This window comes from Streptomyces sp. NPDC001056, from assembly GCF_053598955.1.
The window spans coordinates 29,382-47,315 of record NZ_JBSFLI010000046.1; the positions used below are offsets into that span (position 1 = coordinate 29,382).

General features: G+C 74.6%; 17 protein-coding genes. 11 read left to right on the forward strand and 6 right to left on the reverse strand.

Annotated features, from left to right (window positions below; all coding sequences use genetic code 11):
- The first annotated feature begins 57 nt into the window (after positions 1–57).
- The 5 genes from ACWDD7_RS34100 to ACWDD7_RS34120 all read left to right on the forward strand — a co-directional run bounded on the left by ACWDD7_RS34100 (position 58) and on the right by ACWDD7_RS34120 (position 4,602).
- Positions 58–1,359, forward strand: a complete 1,302-nt coding sequence (locus tag ACWDD7_RS34100) for an MFS transporter (RefSeq protein WP_351869116.1) — start codon at positions 58–60, stop codon at positions 1,357–1,359.
- Positions 1,356–2,195, forward strand: coding sequence for a putative hydro-lyase (locus tag ACWDD7_RS34105; protein ID WP_450460242.1), 840 nt, complete (start codon positions 1,356–1,358; stop codon positions 2,193–2,195). Before ACWDD7_RS34100 ends, ACWDD7_RS34105 begins: the two co-directional genes overlap by 4 nt.
- 133 nt (positions 2,196–2,328) lie before the next feature.
- Complete coding sequence (locus tag ACWDD7_RS34110; protein ID WP_450460243.1) at positions 2,329–3,087, forward strand: LamB/YcsF family protein; 759 nt, start codon at positions 2,329–2,331, stop codon at positions 3,085–3,087.
- Positions 3,084–3,701, forward strand: a complete 618-nt coding sequence (pxpB, locus tag ACWDD7_RS34115; RefSeq protein WP_450460244.1) for a 5-oxoprolinase subunit PxpB — start codon at positions 3,084–3,086, stop codon at positions 3,699–3,701. Before ACWDD7_RS34110 ends, pxpB begins: the two co-directional genes overlap by 4 nt.
- A 34-nt stretch (positions 3,702–3,735) precedes the next feature.
- On the forward strand, positions 3,736–4,602 hold the full coding sequence (locus ACWDD7_RS34120; protein WP_450460245.1) for a 5-oxoprolinase subunit C family protein: 867 nt from the start codon (positions 3,736–3,738) through the stop codon (positions 4,600–4,602).
- Between the two features lie 4 nt (positions 4,603–4,606).
- On the opposite strand, the gene ACWDD7_RS34125 is transcribed toward ACWDD7_RS34120, so the two are convergent.
- From ACWDD7_RS34125 to ACWDD7_RS34145, 5 genes are all read right to left on the reverse strand, one after another.
- On the reverse strand, positions 4,607–5,485 hold the full coding sequence (locus ACWDD7_RS34125; RefSeq protein WP_450460246.1) for an SGNH/GDSL hydrolase family protein: 879 nt from the start codon (positions 5,483–5,485) through the stop codon (positions 4,607–4,609).
- Positions 5,482–6,657, reverse strand: coding sequence for a glycosyltransferase (locus tag ACWDD7_RS34130; protein WP_351869134.1), 1,176 nt, complete (start codon positions 6,655–6,657; stop codon positions 5,482–5,484). The genes ACWDD7_RS34125 and ACWDD7_RS34130 overlap by 4 nt, the downstream gene beginning before the upstream one ends.
- Positions 6,654–7,781 (reverse strand): glycosyltransferase family 4 protein, encoded by a 1,128-nt coding sequence (locus ACWDD7_RS34135; RefSeq protein WP_351869137.1) that lies wholly within the window; start codon positions 7,779–7,781, stop codon positions 6,654–6,656. Before ACWDD7_RS34135 ends, ACWDD7_RS34130 begins: the two co-directional genes overlap by 4 nt.
- A gap of 536 nt (positions 7,782–8,317) precedes the next feature.
- Positions 8,318–9,736, reverse strand: coding sequence for a HEAT repeat domain-containing protein (locus tag ACWDD7_RS34140; RefSeq protein ID WP_351869140.1), 1,419 nt, complete (start codon positions 9,734–9,736; stop codon positions 8,318–8,320).
- A gap of 300 nt (positions 9,737–10,036) precedes the next feature.
- Positions 10,037–10,429, reverse strand: a complete 393-nt coding sequence (locus ACWDD7_RS34145) for an ankyrin repeat domain-containing protein (RefSeq protein ID WP_450460247.1) — start codon at positions 10,427–10,429, stop codon at positions 10,037–10,039.
- A 264-nt stretch (positions 10,430–10,693) separates the two neighbouring features.
- On the opposite strand from ACWDD7_RS34145, the gene ACWDD7_RS34150 reads away from it, so the two are divergent.
- A complete protein-coding gene (locus ACWDD7_RS34150) occupies positions 10,694–10,888 on the forward strand; it encodes a hypothetical protein (protein WP_285560985.1) in 195 nt (64 codons plus the stop codon).
- A gap of 49 nt (positions 10,889–10,937) precedes the next feature.
- Entirely contained in the window at positions 10,938–12,542 is a 1,605-nt protein-coding gene (locus tag ACWDD7_RS34155) for a hypothetical protein (RefSeq protein WP_450460248.1), read from the forward strand.
- 95 nt (positions 12,543–12,637) lie between these two features.
- Here the strand turns inward: ACWDD7_RS34155 and ACWDD7_RS34160 are convergent, their stop codons facing one another.
- Entirely contained in the window at positions 12,638–14,149 is a 1,512-nt protein-coding gene (locus ACWDD7_RS34160) for an SCO1417 family MocR-like transcription factor (RefSeq protein ID WP_392218285.1), read from the reverse strand.
- 130 nt (positions 14,150–14,279) lie between these two features.
- Here ACWDD7_RS34160 and yczE point away from each other — a divergent pair, with 130 nt between their 5' ends.
- The 4 genes from yczE (at position 14,280) to ACWDD7_RS34180 (ending at position 17,723) form a co-directional block, all read left to right on the forward strand.
- A complete protein-coding gene (gene yczE, locus ACWDD7_RS34165; protein ID WP_450460249.1) occupies positions 14,280–14,903 on the forward strand; it encodes a membrane protein YczE in 624 nt (207 codons plus the stop codon).
- Positions 14,900–15,667 carry a glycerophosphodiester phosphodiesterase gene (locus ACWDD7_RS34170; RefSeq protein ID WP_351869156.1) on the forward strand — a complete coding sequence of 256 codons (768 nt, stop codon included), beginning with the start codon at positions 14,900–14,902 and terminating at the stop codon, positions 15,665–15,667. The genes yczE and ACWDD7_RS34170 overlap by 4 nt, the downstream gene beginning before the upstream one ends.
- A 53-nt stretch (positions 15,668–15,720) precedes the next feature.
- A complete protein-coding gene (locus ACWDD7_RS34175) occupies positions 15,721–17,082 on the forward strand; it encodes an MFS transporter (protein ID WP_351869159.1) in 1,362 nt (453 codons plus the stop codon).
- A 266-nt stretch (positions 17,083–17,348) separates the two neighbouring features.
- Positions 17,349–17,723: an RNA polymerase-binding protein RbpA gene (locus ACWDD7_RS34180; RefSeq protein ID WP_003977404.1), complete on the forward strand. Its 375-nt coding sequence runs from the start codon at positions 17,349–17,351 to the stop codon at positions 17,721–17,723.
- Positions 17,724–17,934 lie beyond the last annotated feature (211 nt).

Sequence of the window (17,934 nt, forward strand, 5' to 3'; positions counted from 1 at the left end):
ACGGTGCTCGACACGGCTCACTCCACCGCACCCTCCGTCCCCTTATGCGAGGTGCCCATGAGCACGACCCCTCCTCCCGCCACCGCGCCCCCGGTCGAACAGGCCGGGCCGGACGGCGTGTTCGACTGGCTGCGCGACCTCGGCCCGCACGGGCGGCGCGCGTTCGCCGGAGCTTTCGGCGGATACGCCCTGGACTCCTACGACTACTTCACGCTGCCGCTGAGCATGGTGGCCCTCTCCGCGTACTTCGGTCTGGACAGCGGCCAGACGGGTCTGTTCACCACCGTCACGCTCGTGGTCTCCGCGGTCGGTGGCGCCCTCGCGGGCGTGTTCGCCGACCGGGTGGGCCGGGTCCGCGCCCTGGTGATCACGGTGCTCACCTACGCGGTCTTCACCGTGGCCTGCGGCTTCGCGCCGAACTACGAGACGCTGCTGCTGTTCCGGGCGCTCCAGGGCCTCGGTTTCGGCGGCGAGTGGGCGGTCGGCGCGATCCTGGTCGCCGAGTACGCCTCCGCCCGCCACCGGGGCCGTACCCTCGGCGCGGTCCAGAGCTCCTGGGCGGTCGGCTGGGCGCTGGCCGCCGTCGTCTACACCCTGGTCTTCTCCTTCGCGGGCGACGCCCTGGCCTGGCGGGTGATGTTCTGGACCGGCGCGCTGCCCGCGCTGCTGGTGCTGTGGCTGCGCCGCCGGGTGCACGACGCGCCGGTGGCCCTCGCCGCCCGCGAACAGGACCCGCGCCGCGGCTCGTTCACCGCGATCTTCCGGCCGGGCCGCGCCGGCACCCCCGGCCTGCTGCGCACCACGCTGCTGGCGAGCCTGCTGTCCACGGGTGTGCAGGGCGGCTACTACACGCTGGCCACCTGGGTGCCGACGTACCTGAAGTCCGACCGCGGCCTGTCCGTCGTCGGCACCGGCGGCTACCTCGCCTTCCTCATCTCCGGCGCGTTCCTCGGCTACCTGACCGGCGGACACCTCACCGACCGGCTCGGCCGGCGCGCCACCATCTGGCTGTTCGCGCTGCTGTCGGCGGTGTGCGTGCTGGCGTACGCGCACATCCCGCAGGGGGCCGACACCGTGCTCCTGGTGCTGGGTTTCCCGCTCGGGTTCTGCATGTCGGCCATCTTCAGCGGGTTCGGCTCCTACCTCAGCGAGCTGTACCCGACGGCGGTGCGCGGCACCGGACAGGGCTTCACGTACAACACGGGCCGCGCGGTGGGCGCGGTCTTCCCCACCCTGGTCGGCTTCCTGGCCGACAGCTGGGGCGTCGGCGGCGCCCTGGCCTTCGGCGCGGTCGGCTACGGGATCGCGGCACTGGCGCTGCTCGGACTGCCCGAGACGCGCGGGAAGGAACTGGCATGACACGGACACAGCGCGCCGAGGACCGACCCGTCACCACGCTCGACGAGCGCGCGTCAGCCTGGAGCCCGCGCACCGCGCGGGAGCGGTTCCGCCAGGGTCTGGCCGGCCCCACGGCCGGGGTCGCGGCCGGGCACACCCAGGCCAACCTGATCGCGGTACCCGCGGACTGGGCCTACGACATGCTGCTGTTCTGCCAGCGCAACCCCAAGCCCTGCCCGGTGCTCGACGTGACCGACGCCGGTTCCCCGGTGACGGTGCTCGCCGAGGGCGCCGATCTGCGCACCGACCTGCCGCGCTACCGGGTGTGGCAGGACGGCGAGCTGATCGCGGAGCCGACCGACGCGCGCCCCTACTGGCGCGGGGACCTGGTGGCGTTCCTGCTCGGCTGCAGTTTCACCTTCGAGTGGGCGCTGAGCCGGGCGGGCGTGCCGATCCGCCATGTCGAGCAGGGCCGCAACGTGCCGATGTACGTCACCGGTCGCCCGTGCCGCCCGGCGGGCCGGCTGCGCGGTCCGATGGTGGTGTCCATGCGCCCGGTGCCGCCCGAGCGCCTGGGCGCCGCGATCCGCGAGAGCAGCCTGCTGCCGGCCGTGCACGGCGGTCCCGTGCACTGCGGGGACCCGGCGGGCCTCGGCATCGCGGACCTCGACCGGCCGGAGTTCGGCGATCCGGTGGTCCTGGCGGACGGGGACATCCCGGTGTTCTGGGCCTGTGGCGTGACCCCCCAGGCGGCGGTGATGGCCTCCCGGCCGCCGTTCGCTATCACCCATGCCCCGGGCCAGATGTTCCTGACCGACGCCCGCGACGAGCAGTACCGGCTGGTCGGCGTCGACTGACACCGCCGTACCGGAGACGGCCCGTCGAACCGACGGGCCGGAGGACCGACGCGCCGGCGGACAGTCCGAAGGCGGATCGGCCCGACGAACCAGTGAACCGACGAAGCGATGAACCGGAGACACGGGAACGACCATGACCGCGATCGATCTGAACGCCGACCTCGGCGAGGGCTTCGGCCGCTGGCGGCTCACCGAGGACGAACAGCTGCTGTCCGTCGTCACCAGCGCCAACGTGGCCTGCGGCTTCCACGCCGGGGACGCGGCCACCATGCGCCGGGTGTGCGTGCTGGCCGCCGAGCGCGGGGTGACGATCGGCGCCCAGGTCTCCTACCGGGACCTTGCCGGGTTCGGACGGCGCGCGATGGAGGTGCCGCCCGCCGAACTGGCGGCCGAAGTGGCCTACCAGATCGGGGCGTTGGAGGTTTTCGCGCGCTCCGCCGGGGCCCGGGTGGCGTACGTCAAGCCGCACGGGGCGCTCTACAACCGGGTCACGCACGACGAGGAGCAGGCGGGCGCGGTGATCGACGGCGTCCTCCTCGCCGGCCCCGCGCTGCCGGTGCTCGGCCTGCCCGGCTCCCGGCTGCTGGCGCTGGCCCGGAAGGCGGGTCTGCCGACCGTGCCGGAGGCGTTCGCGGACCGCGCGTACACCGACGAGGGCGCACTGGTGCCGCGCGGCCGGGACGGCGCGGTGGTGAGCGACCCGGAGGCGGTCGTACGGCGCTCGGTCGGGCTCGCGCGCTCCGGCGTGGTCACCGCGCACTCCGGCGCGCGCGTCCGGGTGCGCGCCCGCTCACTGTGCCTGCACGGCGACACGCCCGGCGCGGTGGCGCTGGCCCGGCGGGTGCGGGCCGAACTGGTCGCGGCGGGCGTCCGGGTGGAGGCCTTCGCATGAGGGCGCTGCCGGTCGGCGAGGACGCGCTGCTGGTCGAGGTGGCCTCGGCCGAGGAGGCGCAGGCCCTGCACGCGGCGCTGCTGCGGCGCCGCGCCGAGGGCGCGCTGACCGTCCGCGAGATCGTGCCGGCCGCGCGCTCGGTCCTGCTCGACGGGCTGTCCGACCCGGCCCGCTGGATGTCCGAACTGACCGCCCCGGTCAGGGATTCGCCGTCGCCCCGGGCACCCGCCCTGGTCGAGATCCCGGTGCGCTACGACGGCCCCGACCTCGCCGCCGTCGCCGCGCACTGGCAGGTGCCCGAGCGCGAGGTGGTCCGCATCCACGCGGGCACCGAGTTCACGGTCGCCTTCTGCGGCTTCGCGCCCGGCTTCGGCTATCTCACCGGGCTCCCGGCCCGCTACGACGTCCCGCGCCGGGCCACCCCGCGCACGGCGGTGCCGCCCGGCTCGGTGGCGCTCGCGGGGCCGTACACGGGGGTGTACCCGCGCACCTCGCCGGGCGGCTGGCAGCTGATCGGCGCCACGGACGCGGTGCTCTGGGACCACACCCGCGAACCTGCCGCGCTGCTGTCACCAGGCACCCGGGTGCGGTTCGTGCCGGTGGAGGGGCCATGACCGGCGGCCTGATCGTCGTACCGATGGAGGGGCCATGACCGACCGCGCGCTCGTCGTCGTACGACCCGGCATGCTGACCACCGTGCAGGACCTCGGGCGGCCCGGGTACGCGCACCTCGGGGTGCCCCGCTCCGGGGCGCTGGACCCGCCCGCGGCGGCACTGGTCAACCGGCTGGCCGGGAATCCGCCGGGGGCCGCCGTGCTGGAGACGACGCTCGACGGCTGTGCGCTGCGCCCCCGTTCGACGGTGACCGCGGCGGTCGGCGGCGCGCCCTGCCCGGTGTCCGTCGGCGGCCGCCCGGTGGCGTGGGGCGCGCCCGTCGTGGTGCCCGCCGGTGAGGTCCTGGAAGTCGGCGCGGTGGTGGCCGGGGTGCGGAGCTACGTCGCCGTCCGCGGCGGCATCGCCGTGGAGCCGGTGCTCGGCAGCCGCGCCACGGATCTGCTGTCCGGCCTCGGCCCGGCCCCGCTCGCCGAGGGCATGGTGCTGCCGCTCGGCCGCCCGGCCGGGCCCCCCGCGCGCGTGGACGCCGCCCCGCAGCCGGGCCCGCCCGCGGAACTCGTGCTGCGGGTGGCGCCGGGCCCGCGCGCGGACTGGTTCACGGCGCGCGGCCGGTACGACCTGACGGCGCGCGCCTACCGGGTCTCCCCGGCGAGCAACCGCATCGGCCTGCGCACCGAGGGCCCGGCGCTGGAACGGGCCCGGGACGGTGAACTGCCCAGCGAGGGCATGGTGTTGGGTGCCGTACAAGTGCCGCCGGACGGCCGTCCGGTGGTCTTCCTCGCCGACCATCCGACGACCGGCGGTTACCCGGTGATCGCGGTGGTCCGCGCGGCCGACCTCCCGGCGGCGGCCCAGGCGGCGCCGGGGACGCCCCTGCGGTTCGCGGCGGTGGGTCGGTGACGGGTCAGCCGACGCCCACCTCCAACTGGCCTCCGCGGGAGTCCGCCGGTTCGGTTCGAGGTGTCGGCAGGGCGGCCAGGGCGGCGGACACGGCGGCCGTCGTGTGCAGGTCGAGGCGGGCCGTGGTGCCCCGGGCGCGGTGGCGCAGTTCCTCGGCGGCGAGGCCCAGCAGCTGGGGCAGCAGGTCCCGGCAGCGCCTGGCCACCCAGGCCGTGCCCGCGGTGGCGAGCCAGAGCAGGCCGGCCGTGCGGGTCGGTGCGGGGGACTCCGGTTCGGGGGACGGGGGCCGGCCCGTCGCACGGCCCGCCTCGGTGAGCAGGGCGTGGAAGCGCACGGCCAGTTGCCGGTGGCCGCGTTCGCCGGGGTGCAGCCGGTCCGCGCTCCACAGGCTCCGGTCGGCGATCCAGCCGCCGTCGGCCGCGTGCAGGTGGACGGCGCCGTACCGGTCGGACAGGGCGTGCACGACCGCGTTGACCGCGCGCTGGCGGCGGGCCAGGGGGGTGGCCAGGGCGCTCGGCAGGCCGAGCATCGCGCCCGGGTCGGGCAGGCAGGCGGTGAGCAGGGTGGCGCCCTGGCGGGCGCAGGCCGCGTAGACCTGGTCGAGGCGGGCGGCGACCGCGTGGATGTCGAAGGTGTGCCGCAGCGTGTCGTTGACGCCGACGACGACGGCGACCAGGTCGGGGCGCAGGGCGAGGGCGGCCGGGGTCTGCTTCTCCAGCACGTCCCGGGTCTGCGCGCCGCTGACCGCGAGGTTGGTGAACTCCGCGCCGGCGCCGAGCGAGGGCGCGAGCAGCGCGGCCCAGCCGCGGGGACCGGCGTCGGTGAAGTCGCCCACGCCCTCGGTCAGCGAGTCCCCGAGGGCGACGAAGCGGACGGTTCTCATGCCACGCCCTCCGGCACGCCGTGGCGGGTGTCGCCGCGGCGCGGCACTCCCGCGTCGTGGGCGGCGAGGAACGCCTCCACGGCGGTGCCCCAGCCGAAGCACTCGGCCCGCGCCCGAGCCGCCTGCCGGCGCTCGGACTCGGGCCGGTCCAGGAGGAGTTCGACGGCGTCGGCGAAGGCCTCGCCGTGGTCGGCCGCGGCCACCCCGGCGGACCCGATGACCTCGGGCAGCGCGGAGGAGGCGCTGGCCACCACGGGCGTGCCGCAGGCCATGGCCTCCAGGGCGGCGAGCCCGAAGGTCTCCGCGGGCCCGGGGGCGAGGGCGAGGTCGGCGGTGGCCTGGAGCGCGCCGAGCGCGGCCCGGTCGGAGAGGTGCCCGAGGAAGGTCACCGGCAGCCCCCGTTCCCGGGCACGCTGCTCCAGGCGAGCCCGCAGCGGGCCGTCCCCGGCGACCACCAGCACCGCGGGCCGTCCGCGTCGTACCAGCGCCTCCAGGGCGTCGAGAGCGGTGCCGGGGCGCTTCTCGACGGACAGCCGGGAGCACATCACCAGCAGGGCCTCTCCGCCCTGCGCGTGCCGGGTGCGCACGCCGGGGTCGCGCAGGGCGGGGTGGCGGGCCGTGAGGTCGACGCCCAGGGGGGCGCGTACGACGTTGCGCGCGCCGATGCGGACGAACTCCCGCTCGGCGTACTCGGTGGTGCACACCACGCGTGCGTAGACATGCGCGGTACGGGTGTTGAGGGCGTCGGCGGCCCGCCGGGAGAGGCGGTCGGGCACGCCCCAGGTACGCAGCACACCGTCGGCGGTCTCGTGGGAGACCATCACGGCGGGCACGCGCGCCCGGCGGGCCCAGCGCCCGGTCCAGCGCAGGGTGGTGCGGTCGGAGACTTCGAGCCGGTCGGGGCCGAGGTCCTCCAGGAGGGCGGCCAGGCGGCGCTTGTCGGTCAGGACGCGGTAGCCGCCGGTGCCGGGGAGCAGCGGTCCGGGCAGGGTGATGACGCGGCCCTGCTCGGTCTCGGTGTCGGTGTGCCGGGCGCCGGGCACGATCAGCACCGGTTCGTGGCCCGCCGCGAGGAAGCCCTTGCCCAGTTCGCGCAGGGCGGTGCGCAGGCCGCCGGACGCGGGTGCGACGAAGTTGGCGAGCCTGACGATGCGCAGCGGCCGGGCGGTCATGCCGCCACCGCCGTCCGGCGCCCGGCGAGCACGTCCTCGTAGTGCTCGATCAGCCGGTCCCCGACGGCGGCCCAGGTACGGCCCTCGACCAGGCTGCGGGCGGCGGCCCCGAACGCGGTGCGGCGCGCGGGGTCCCCGGCCAGGTCGCGCACGGCGTCCCGGACGGCGTCGGCGTCGTGGGGCGGTACGAGGAGTCCGGTACGGCCGTGGTCGACCAGGTCCAGCGGCCCGCCGGCGGCCGGCGCGACGACGGGGACGCCGCTGGCCATGGCCTCCTGCACGGTCTGGCAGAAGGTCTCGAAGGGGCCGGTGTGCACGAACAGGTCCAGCGAGGCGAAGATCCGCGCCAGGTCGTCGCCGGTGCGGCGGCCCAGGAAGGCGGCACCGGGCAGGGCCTCGGTCAGGTGGGCGTGGCTCGGCCCGTCGCCGACGACCACGAGCTTGACGCCCGCCGTCCCGCTGACGCCGGCGAGCAGTTCGACGTGCTTCTCGGGGGCGAGCCGGCCGACGTAGCCGACGATCAGCTCACCGTTCGGGGCGAGTTCCCGGCGCAGCTCCTCGTCACGGCGATCTGGCCGAAAACGTACGGTGTCCACGCCCCGCGGCCACAGCCGCACCCGGGGCACCCCGTGCGCCTCCAGGTCGCCCAGGGCGGCGCTGGAGGGGGCGAGGGTGCGGTCGGCGGCGGCGTGCACGGAGCGGATGCGGCGCCAGGCGGCGGCCTCTCCGGCGCCCATGTACGTGCGGGCGTAACCGGCGAGATCGGTCTGGTAGACGGCGACGGCGGGCAGGCCCAGCCGCGCGGCCGCCGCCATCGCGCGCACGCCGAGCACGAACGGACTGGCGAGGTGCACCACATCGGGCCGGTGCGAGACGAGGGCCGCGGCCAGGCGCCGGCTGGGGAGGGCGACGCGGACCTGGGGGTAGCCGGGGAGCGGGAGGGACGGTGTCCGCACGACCGGACACGGGGCGTCCGTGTCCGGGCCGGTGCCGGGAGCAGGGGCGGGGGCGACGACGAGCGGGTGGTGACCGCGATCTACGAGGTGCCGGGCGGTCTGGAGCGCGGTGTGGGCCACGCCGTTCACATCGGGGGGAAAGGATTCGGTCACGATGACGACACGCATACGGGTGTTGTCGCCGTGCCGGACGTGGCCGCGTCAACGTCGATCTTTCCGCCCGGGGAACGTCCCATGAGCGTTGTGCTCCGCGGGCGAGCGGGTCGGGTGGCGGTCATGGGCGGCTGGTCCGGGGGTCACCGGCCGTTCATGTGACGGGCCGGAGAGGCGCTCTTCGGGAGCCTGGGGTGAGCCGGTGGGCGCGGGGGTGCGGGGTGCGGAAGTGCGGGGGTGCGGAGGTACTCGGGGAGGGTGTGCCGGTTGTGCGCTCCTGGCGCGCCTCGGGTGCGCGAGCCGGGTCGTGTGCTGGCGCGTGGGCAAGGGCGACGACCGGGCGCTCGGTCCCGGCGTGCGGCACGATGCGCGCCCCGCCGCGCGTGCCTCCCCGTGCGACCGGGCCCTGGCACCGAGGGTGCGGCCCGGCGCACGGGTCGACTCGCGCCGGGCCGCACAAGCGCCCGTCGCATGCACCCGCACCGGTGCCGCCGGCGCCGAAAAGGGCCCGGCGGGGCGGCCACAGCGGCGCACGCGCCCGCCGTACCCCCTCAGCCCGCCGTCATGTCCGGCCCGAAGCGGCTGCGGACCGCCGTCTGGACCTCGTCCTCCTCGGCCGGGTCCGCGGCGAGGCGGCGGAGGCGTTCGACGACGCGGGTGTCGCCGGTCTCGGCGTGGCGGGCGGCGAGTTCGCGGGTCGTCTCCTCGCAGTCCCAGAGGCATTCGACGGCGAAGCCGGTGGCGAAGGAGGGGTCGGTCGCGGCCAGGGCGCGGGCGGCGCGGCCGCGGAGGTGGGAGGAGGCGGTCTCCCGGTAGACGTGGCGCAGCACCGGCGCCGCGCAGGCGATGCCGAGGCGTCCGGCGCCGTCGACCAGGGTCCACAGCGTGGGCGCGTCGGGTCCTTCGCCGCGCACGGCCTCGCGCAGGGCGCCGAGGACGAGCGGGCTGTCCTGGGCGCCGCCGCGGCAGGCGAGCATGCGCCCGGCGGCGGCGCCGAGCGCGTCGGGGCGCTGTACCCAGCCCCGCGCGCGGTCCACGGCCGCGATACTGCGCATGCGTTCGAAGGCGTCGACCGCGGCCTCCACGACGACCGTGGTGCCGTCGGCGACCGCGGCCTCGATCAGAGCGAGCGCCTCGGGGTCGGAGCTGTCGGCGAGATACCTCAGTGCGGTGCAGCGAGCCCCGTCGGTGCCGGTGCGGGCGGCCCGGACGATCTCCGGCCGGTCCTCGGGCCCGGCCACGGCGCCCAGACAGCGGGCGGCGGGCACATGGAGGGCGGCGCCGCGGTCGAGGCCCTGCTGGGCCCACTCGAAGACGGCGCGCACGCTCCAGCCGGGGCGTGGCCCGGTCGGCCGCATCTGCCGTTGCCAGCGGTCGAAGCATCCGGCCTCGTGGGCGGCCCGCACCCGCGCGCCGACGCCCTCGCGCGGGTCCTCGGCCCACAGCCGCCAGGGCCGCGGCTCGAAGGCGTCGCGCACGGCGGCAGCCAGCTCGGCCTCGCCCTCGGGGTCGGCGGGGAAACGGGCGAGCACGGGGGCGGCGAGGGCGCGCAGCCCCGCGTCGTCGTCCCGCAGCGCCAGCTCGTCCAGCGCCCAGGCCCAGTTGGCGCCCTGCGCGGCGTACCGGCGCAGCAGGTCGAGGGCGTCGCGGCGGCCGTACGAGGCGAGGTGGCCGAGCACCGCGAGCGCCAGGCCGGTGCGGGACTCCTCGGTGTCGAGGTGGTCCTCGGGGTCGAAGAGATGCGCCTCGACGGCGTCCAGTTCGCCGTTGAGGTCGAGGAAGAGCCGGGCGTAGTACAGGGAGCGGTTCTCCACCTGCCAGTCGTGGCGGGGATCGCGCAGCACACAGTGGTTCAGGGCCGCGAGCGCCTCCGCGCGGGGGGCGGTGAGCGCGTGCAGCGTGCCGTCGCCGCGGCCCCGCTGGAGCAGGCCGAGCAGCGTACCGCTGGGCGCTATGACCGGATCGAACATGGGAAACAGCCTCACATCAAGCGTCGACGCAACCGGGGAACACGCACTACCTGGCCGCGTGACACAACGGAGGAGCGCCCGCCGTCTCTTGCTTGCTGTAGACCATCTCTCTCTGCCTCTCGTCGGTGGCCCATGCGGACCGCATCACGGTCCGCGCGGTGCGGCAACACCTGCCCAGCCATCGCGTCCGTGAATCACGTCGTCATGATGACCCGCGGTGTGTGCTGCCGCGACCGTATTTCCGGCGGCCCTGTACCGCCTCCCCCGTTTTCCGTGTCGTCGCTGGTCAGAAGTCCGGCGTCAGCTGACGCCGAAGAGTTCGAGGACGTCGACCCGACCGAACATCCGGGCGGTGTCGACGGCCGACGGCGTGCCCGCGGCGGGGTCGGCGCCGCCCTCCAGGAGGGCCTTGACGACCTCCGTCCCGCCCTTGAAGACCGCGCCCGCGATCGGGGTCTGCCCCTGGTCGTTGACCCGGTTCGCCTCCGCGCCGCGGGCGAGCAGCGCGCGCACCGTGTCGGCGTGGCCGTGGTAGGCGGCGAGCATCACCAGGGAGTCCCCGCGGTCGTTGGTGAGGTTGGCCGGAACGCCCGCGTCGACGTACGCCACGAGTGCCTCGGTCTGCCCCTGCCGGGCCAGATCGAAGATCTTGGTCGCCAGCTCCACGACCTCGGGGTCGGGGGCTTCGCTCATCGGCCGGACCGCCTCTCATTACAACCGTTCAGGTGAACCGCAAGGGTACTGGCTCGTGCCTCACATGACCCGTTGTGCCCGACGTGAGGATCGTGGCGAGTGAGGTCGTCCCCGCGTCCCCCGTCCCGCCGGGGCCGCACAGACCCCACCGGACGGGCGAATAGTCACGATATTCACCCGGTTGCGCTCTTTATCGTATAGACACATTCTGTGATCCTGGAAGTACTGATGGTGACTGTCCCCCTCGACACCAGGAGGCACCCAATGATCCTCTCCATGTCAGGCGTCGTCCTGCTCGGCACCGTCATGTTCCTCTACTTCCGCAAGGACGGCCTCAAGGGCTCGCACGCCTGCGTCTCGACGCTGTTCGGGTTCTACCTGTCGAGCACGGCCATCGCCCCGAGCATCAAGGCCGGCGGGGAGAGCCTGGCCAGCCTCCTGGGCGGCATCAAGTTCTGACGCCGGCCCCGCAGCACGTCCCGCCCGTACGCACCACCAGGAGACAGCAGTGGCCCGGCGCCCCCTCCCCCGCATTCTGAGCAAGGACGGCGCGCAGATCGCCCGGACGCAGCTGGCCCGGAGCCGGGAGCTGGCCCGGACGGCGGCCGACAGCGCCACCGACGTGCTCCATCCGCTGATCACCCTCTCCCGCGGGCTGCGCCTGCTGGCCTCGGCCGGGCGGCGCCGGTGGGCCGCCACCCCCAAGGACCGGCGCGGGCCGCTGCTGTTCCTGGTGGCCTGCGTGATCCTGGTCGTGGTGCTGGCGCCGTACGGGCCGCTGCTGGCCGTCATCGCCGTGATGGCGGCGGCGGCCTGGCTGGGCCGGGACCGCACGCCGTCCTCGTCCGAGGGGCCCGACGAGTCCCGGACCGAGCGGCTGCGGGCGCTGTACGAGGCACTGGTGCCGTACTTCTCCGTCCCCGAGGACCCGGCGCCGCTGTACGCGTACGGCGGGGAGTGGCAGAAGGCGTTCCCCGCCCACGAGTTCGACGACGGCGGGCGGGTCGGACAGCTCGTGCTCCGCTACCCCGCGTACTTCCCGGACGGCGAGCCCGAGGCCCGCGCACGGGTCGAGCAGGTGCTCACCGCGAAGGCGGGGCGCGGGCGCGAGTACCGGTTCGGGTGGGACGAGGAGGGCAACCAGCTCGCCGTGACCGCGCTCCCGCCGCTGCCCGCGGACATCGTGGCGCAGCGGTTCGTGACCTCGCCCGGGGAGAGCGTGCTCGGCTTCACCGACCCGAGCGAGGTGCAGCGCACACTGCCCCTCTCCTTCGGGGACTACGGGGACTCGTACGGCGAACAGCGCGACGTCCCGCCCGTCCTCTGGCGCACCGGCACCCGCTCCACCGAACCGCACCTGCTGGCCGTCGGCCAGCCCGGCAGCGGTACGTCCACCCTGCTGCGTTCGCTGGCCCTCCAGGTCCTCCGGTACGGCGACGTCCTCATCGTGGACGGCGGGGGCACCGGCGAGTACGCGTGCCTGACCGGCCGGGAGGGCGTGTCGGCCGTGGAGTGCGCGCTGCCCGGGGCGCTCGCGAGCCTGGCGTGGGCCGCGCAGGAGACCGAACGGCGACTCATCGAGATCAACCTCGCCCGGCAGGCGGGCGACCCGCCTCCGGCGGACACCCGGCGCCCCCTGTGGATCCTCTTCGACCGGCCGAGCGTGTTCGCGCACCTCGCGGAGGTCGACGGCCGCGAGGACCCGCAGGCCCTGCTCCAGGTGCCGCTGCGGCACGGGCGGGCGGCGAACGTCACCGTCGTCGTCGCCGAGCACTACGACGGCCTCGACGCGCTGAGCGACGCGGTACGGCAGCACACGCGGGCGCGGGTGGCCCTCGGGCCCGCGACGGCGCGGCAGCTGGAGGCGGTACTGGGCGCCGCCCCGCGCACGACCCCGCCGGTCCAGGTGCCGCCGGGTCGGGGGTACGCGCGGCTGGGCCACGGCCCGGTGCACCGGCTCCAGGTGCCGCGGACACCGGACCCCTATGACGACGCGACGAGCGAGGACGACCGCCGGGCGGTGCTGGATCTCCTGCCGCCGCGGACCGTGCGGCCGGCTCAGCCGATCGACCTGACCAAACCGGCCTCGGCGGAGCCGGTACCGGCCGAGTGAGGGGGCCGACGGCAGTTCCTCGGCCGCGGGCGGTCGCGGCTCGGCGCGCGGTCCCCCTCTCGGGGGGCGCCGCGGTGCCGCGTGCTCCGGGCGCGCTACGCGACGAACGTCCGCGGTGATTCCGCGGCCGCGCCCGTCCCCCCGGTCTCCACCAGCCGGGCCGCCGCGGCCAGCCGTACCGCCGCCTCCTCCGCCACCGCTCCCCCCACGGTGAACGGCAGCCGGACGTACCCCTCGAACGCGCCGTCCACGCCGAAGCGGGGCCCGGACGGGACGCGGACGCCCGTGCGTTCGCCCGCTTCCGCGATGCGGGAACCGGAGAGGCCGCCCGCGCGGACCCAGAGGGTCAGGCCGCCCTGGGGGACGGAGAACTCCCAGTCCGGCAGCACATGGCGGAGCGCGGCGACCAGGGCGTCCCGGTTCTCCCGGGCCTGGGCCCGGCGAAGGGCCACCGCCTGCTCCCAGCCTCCCGTGCTGAACAGCCAGTTGACGGCGAGCTGCTCCAGCACCGGCGTGCCCAGATCGGCGTACGCGCGCGCCGCGACCAGGCTGCGGACGATGTCCGGCGCCGCCCGCACCCACCCGATCCGCATCCCCGCCCAGAACGCCTTGCTGGCCGAACCGACCGTGATCACCGTGGACCCCGCGGGGTCGAACGCGCACACCCGGCGCGGCATCCGCCCGTCCCCCAGCTCCTCCTCAAGCCACAGCTCGCTCATCGTCTCGTCGGCGACGAGCACCGTGCCGGCCGCGCGGGCCGCGTCCACGAGCCGGCGCCGCTGGTCCTCGTCGGCCAGCGCCCCCGTGGGGTTGTGGAAGTCGGCGACCACATAGGCGAGCCGCGGCGCGGCCTCCCGCAGGACCTGGCGCCAGCGGTCCATGTCCCACCCGGCGAGCCCCTCGGCCATCGCCACGGGCACCAGCCGCGCGCCCGCCTCCCGCATCAGCTGGAGGATGTTGGCATAGGAAGGGGACTCCACCGCGATGCGCTCGCCGCGGCCCGCGAAGAGATGGCAGATCGCGTCGATGGCGCCCATCGCGCCGGTCGTCACCATGATCTGCTCCGGCATGGTGGGGATCCCGCGCGCGGTGTAGCGCTCGGCGATCATCGCGCGCAGGGCGGGCAGCCCGGCGGGATAGTCGCCGTGCGTGTGCGCGTACGGCGGCAGTTCCTCCAGCGCTCCCTGTACCGCGCGGGTGAGCCAGGGCTCGGGCGCCGGCAGGGAGGCGCAGCCCAGGTCGATCATCGAGCCGAGGGCCTCCGGGGGCAGGGGCTCCAGACCGCGTGCGGGCACCGGGTTCCCTGCCGGTACGGCGGTCCAACTGCCCGCGCCGCGCCGGGACTCCAGGAAACCCTCGCCGCGCAGCGCCTCGTAGGCGGCCGCCACCGTGGTGCGGCTGACGGAGAGGGAGAGGGCCAGTTCGCGTTCTGCGGGCAGCCGGGCGGCCACCGGGACGCGCCCTTCGAGCACCAGCAGCCGGATGCCGTCGGCCAGCGCCCGGTAGGCGGGCGGGCGGCGGCTGCCGGGACCGGCCGGCCGTTCCTGCTGGGAGTTGAGCAGCCGGGCGAGCTGCGCGGCCCCCACCGCCGAGGTCCACTGCGCCATGAGATCAGTCCACCTTCCCCGGATTGGCCATGGATGGAGTTTCCCCCCAAGCCACAGAGTGACATGCGCCAGGCCACCACCACTACCCAGGGGGTATCTTGTGTCCACTCCGGGACATATAGGACGCCGATTGCTCCAGCTCTACGTCGGGCTCACGCTCTACGGGGTGAGTTCCGCGCTGCTCGTCGCCTCGGGCCTCGGCCTGGAGCCCTGGGGGGTGCTGCACCAGGGGCTGGCGAGGCGGACCGGGCTGAGCATCGGCGAGGTGGCGATCATCGTGGGCGCGGCGGTGCTGCTGCTGTGGATCCCGCTGCGGCTGCGTCCCGGACTCGGCACCGTCTCCAACGTCTTCCTCATCGGCCTGTCCCTGGACGCGACGCTGGCGCTGCTGCCCGCGGCCCACTCGCTCCTCGCGCGTGTGCCGCTGATGTTCGCCGGGATTCTGCTCAACGGCCTGGCGACCGGCCTGTACATCACGGCGCGCTTCGGACCCGGCCCCCGCGACGGGCTGATGACGGGTCTGCACCAGCGCACCGGGCGCTCGATCCGCCTGATGCGCACGGTGATCGAGGTGACCGTGGTGGCCACCGGGTTCGCGCTGGGCGGCACCATCGGCGTGGGCACCGTGCTGTACGCCCTGTCCATCGGCCCGCTGGCCCAGTTCTTCCTGCGGGTGTTCGCCCTGCCCTCGGCATCGGGCGGCAGCAGGATCGTTGCCGAAAGGACACCCGGGCGGGCGATACTGCGTCGGTGACCACCGCGATACGCCACCCCTACCTCGACCACCCGGGCCCCCTCGCCTTCGCCCATCGCGGCGGAGCCGCCGACGGGGTGGAGAACACCGTGGCGCAGTTCCGCCGCGCGGTGGAGCTGGGCTACCGCTACATCGAGACCGATGTGCACGCCACGGCGGACGGCCGGCTCGTCGCCTTCCACGACTCGACCCTGGACCGGGTCACCGACGGCGCGGGCCGCATCGCCGACCTGCCGTGGGCCGAGGTCGAGCGGGCGCGGGTGGGCGGCCGTGAACCGGTGCCGCTGTTCGAGGAGTTGCTGGAGACCTTCCCGGAGGTCCGCTGGAACGTCGACATCAAGGCGGAGCCCGCGCTGCGTCCCCTGCTGGACCTGATCGAGCGCACGGGAGCCTGGGACCGGGTCTGCGTGGGCTCGTTCTCCGAGGCGCGGGTGCTGCGTGCCCAGCGGCTGGCCGGTCCGCGCCTGGCCACCTCCTTCGGCACCCGCGGGGTGCTGAACCTGCGGCTGCGCTCCTGGGGCCTGCCCGCCGCGGTGCGCCGCTCGGCCGTGGCGGCGCAGGTGCCCGAGGCCCAGTCGGGCGTCCCGGTGGTCGACCCCCGTTTCGTCCGCGCGGCCCACGCGCGCGGCCTCCAGGTCCATGTGTGGACGATCAACGAACCGGAACGCATGCACCGGCTGTTGGACCTCGGTGTGGATGGCATCATGACCGATCACATCGACACGTTGCGCAAGGTCATGGAGGAGCGCGGGGTCTGGGTCTGAGCGACCGGACGCCGCCACCCTTGCCTTCGCAGGGGAGCGGAAGCGAGGGCACGATGGGGATCGACACCGTGCGCGCGGAGGCGGCGGACGAGACCGCCGACCTCAGGCGCCAGCAGCGAGGCTGGTACTTCTACGACTGGGCGTACTCCGTCTATTCGGCGAGCGTCCTGACCGTATTCATCGGCCCCTACCTCACCTCGGTCGCCGAGCACGCGGCGGACGCCGACGGCTATGTGCATCCGCTGGGCATACCGGTGCGGGCGGGGTCGTTCTTCGCCTACTCGGTGTCCCTCTCGGTGATCCTGGCCGTCGTGGCGATGCCGCTGGTGGGCAGCGCGGCCGACCGTACGGGGCGTAAGAAGCCGCTGCTCGCCGCGGCGGCGTACACCGGCGCGGCGGCGACCGCGGGCATGTTCTTCCTGGACGGCGACCGGTACCTGCTGGGCGGGGTGCTGCTCGTCGTGGCCAACGCGGCGGCGGCCGTCGGCGCGATGCTCTACAACTCCTACCTGCCGCAGATCGCCCCGCCCGAGGAACGCGACGCGGTCTCCTCCCGCGGCTGGGCCTTCGGCTACGGCGCGGGCTCCATGGTCCTCGTCGCCAACCTGGTGCTGTACTCGGCGCACGACTCCTTCGGCCTCACGCAGGCGCAGGCGGTGCGCGTCTGCCTGGCCTCGGCGGGTCTGTGGTGGGGCGCCTTCACCCTCGTACCGCTGCGCCTGCTGCGCGACCGGCGCGCGCGGGCGGCGGGTGTCCGGCCGGCGGACGCCCCCTCGACCGGGCTGCGGCAGCTGGCCGCGACGGCGCGGGACATGCGCAGGCATCCGCTGACGCTGTCCTTCCTGCTGGCGTACCTGATCTACAACGACGGCATCCAGACGGTCATCTCCCAGGCCTCGGTCTACGGCTCCCAGGAACTGGGGCTCGGCCAGTCGACACTGATCGTCGCGGTGCTGCTGGTACAGGTGCTCGCCGTGGCGGGGGCGCTGGCGATGGGCCGTCTCGCGCGGAGGTACGGCGCCCAGCGCACCGTCCTCGGCTCGCTGGTGGCCTGGACGCTCACGCTCGCCGCCGGGTACTTCCTGCCCGCGAAGGCGCCGGTCTACTTCTTCCTGCTGGCCGGCGGCATCGGCATGGTGCTCGGCGGCAGCCAGGCACTGTCCCGCTCGCTCTTCTCCCACCTGGTGCCGCCGGGCAAGGAGGCCGAGTACTTCTCGGCGTACGAGCTCAGCGACCGCGGGATGAGCTGGCTGGGGCCGCTGCTGTTCGGCGTGACGTACCAGCTGACCGGCAGCTACCGTTCCGCGATCATCTCCCTGGTGGCCTTCTTCGTCATCGGATTCGCGCTGCTCGCGCGGGTCCCGGTGCGGCGGGCGATCGCCGCGGCGGGCAACCCGGTACCGGAGAAGATCTAGCGCCGATTTAGCGCTCGGCACGAAAGGGCGGTAGTGTACGCGTTTGGCCTGCCAGGCGTACCGTTACTGCGCGTCAAAGATGCCGAAACGCTGGGTGACATCTGCTAGCAGATGTGACAAACCGGGCGCCTGTGGGTAGAACAAGGGGCGGCTACGACGGCGACGCTTGACCCGGAACGGGAATCTTTACCGCCGACCGGACGTTGACCGGATGACGACGACAGCGACACCTGTCCTGTGGGCGACAAGCCCGGGAGGCACGATTCATGAGTGAGCGAGCTCTTCGCGGTACACGCCTCGTGGTGACCAGCTACGAGACGGACCGCGGCATCGACCTGGCCCCGCGCCAGGCCGTGGAGTACGCATGTGAGAAGGGGCACCGCTTCGAGATGCCCTTCTCGGTCGAGGCGGAGATCCCGCCGGAGTGGGAGTGCAAGGTCTGCGGGGCCCAGGCACTTCTGGTGGACGGCGACGGCCCTGAGGAGAAGAAGGCCAAGCCCGCGCGCACCCATTGGGACATGCTGATGGAGCGGCGCACCCGTGAGGAGCTCGAAGAGGTCCTGGAGGAGCGCCTGGCCGTGCTGCGCTCGGGGGCGATGAACATCGCCGTGCACCCCCGGGACAGCCGCAAGTCGGCATAGCGGGCGAGCCGCGCGGCGCACCTGTACGAGACCGCGGGCGCCGTACGTTCTTCAGGGACGTACGGCGCCCGCGGTCTTGCCGCGTTCCGGGGCACCGGGGCGGCGCAACGGGACGGCTAGCTGTATTGCCTTGAGAGGTTGGGGACGCGGCTGGCGGGTGGTTGGCCTTTGAGTGCGGTGTGTCCGCGGTGGTGATTGTAGGTGTGCAGCC

Bases quoted from the DNA above. Each gene is read 5' to 3' on its own strand.
- ACWDD7_RS34100 (WP_351869116.1), top strand. From the start codon at position 58: ATGAGCACGACCCCTCCTCCCGCCACCGCGCCCCCGGTCGAACAGGCC.
- ACWDD7_RS34105 (WP_450460242.1), top strand. From the start codon at position 1,356: ATGACACGGACACAGCGCGCCGAGGACCGACCCGTCACCACGCTCGAC.
- ACWDD7_RS34110 (WP_450460243.1), top strand. From the start codon at position 2,329: ATGACCGCGATCGATCTGAACGCCGACCTCGGCGAGGGCTTCGGCCGC.
- pxpB (WP_450460244.1), top strand. From the start codon at position 3,084: ATGAGGGCGCTGCCGGTCGGCGAGGACGCGCTGCTGGTCGAGGTGGCC.
- ACWDD7_RS34120 (WP_450460245.1), top strand. From the start codon at position 3,736: ATGACCGACCGCGCGCTCGTCGTCGTACGACCCGGCATGCTGACCACC.
- ACWDD7_RS34125 (WP_450460246.1), bottom strand. From the start codon at position 5,485: ATGAGAACCGTCCGCTTCGTCGCCCTCGGGGACTCGCTGACCGAGGGC.
- ACWDD7_RS34130 (WP_351869134.1), bottom strand. From the start codon at position 6,657: ATGACCGCCCGGCCGCTGCGCATCGTCAGGCTCGCCAACTTCGTCGCA.
- ACWDD7_RS34135 (WP_351869137.1), bottom strand. From the start codon at position 7,781: ATGCGTGTCGTCATCGTGACCGAATCCTTTCCCCCCGATGTGAACGGC.
- ACWDD7_RS34140 (WP_351869140.1), bottom strand. From the start codon at position 9,736: ATGTTCGATCCGGTCATAGCGCCCAGCGGTACGCTGCTCGGCCTGCTC.
- ACWDD7_RS34145 (WP_450460247.1), bottom strand. From the start codon at position 10,429: ATGAGCGAAGCCCCCGACCCCGAGGTCGTGGAGCTGGCGACCAAGATC.
- ACWDD7_RS34150 (WP_285560985.1), top strand. From the start codon at position 10,694: ATGATCCTCTCCATGTCAGGCGTCGTCCTGCTCGGCACCGTCATGTTC.
- ACWDD7_RS34160 (WP_392218285.1), bottom strand. From the start codon at position 14,149: ATGGCGCAGTGGACCTCGGCGGTGGGGGCCGCGCAGCTCGCCCGGCTG.
- ACWDD7_RS34175 (WP_351869159.1), top strand. From the start codon at position 15,721: ATGGGGATCGACACCGTGCGCGCGGAGGCGGCGGACGAGACCGCCGAC.
- ACWDD7_RS34180 (WP_003977404.1), top strand. From the start codon at position 17,349: ATGAGTGAGCGAGCTCTTCGCGGTACACGCCTCGTGGTGACCAGCTAC.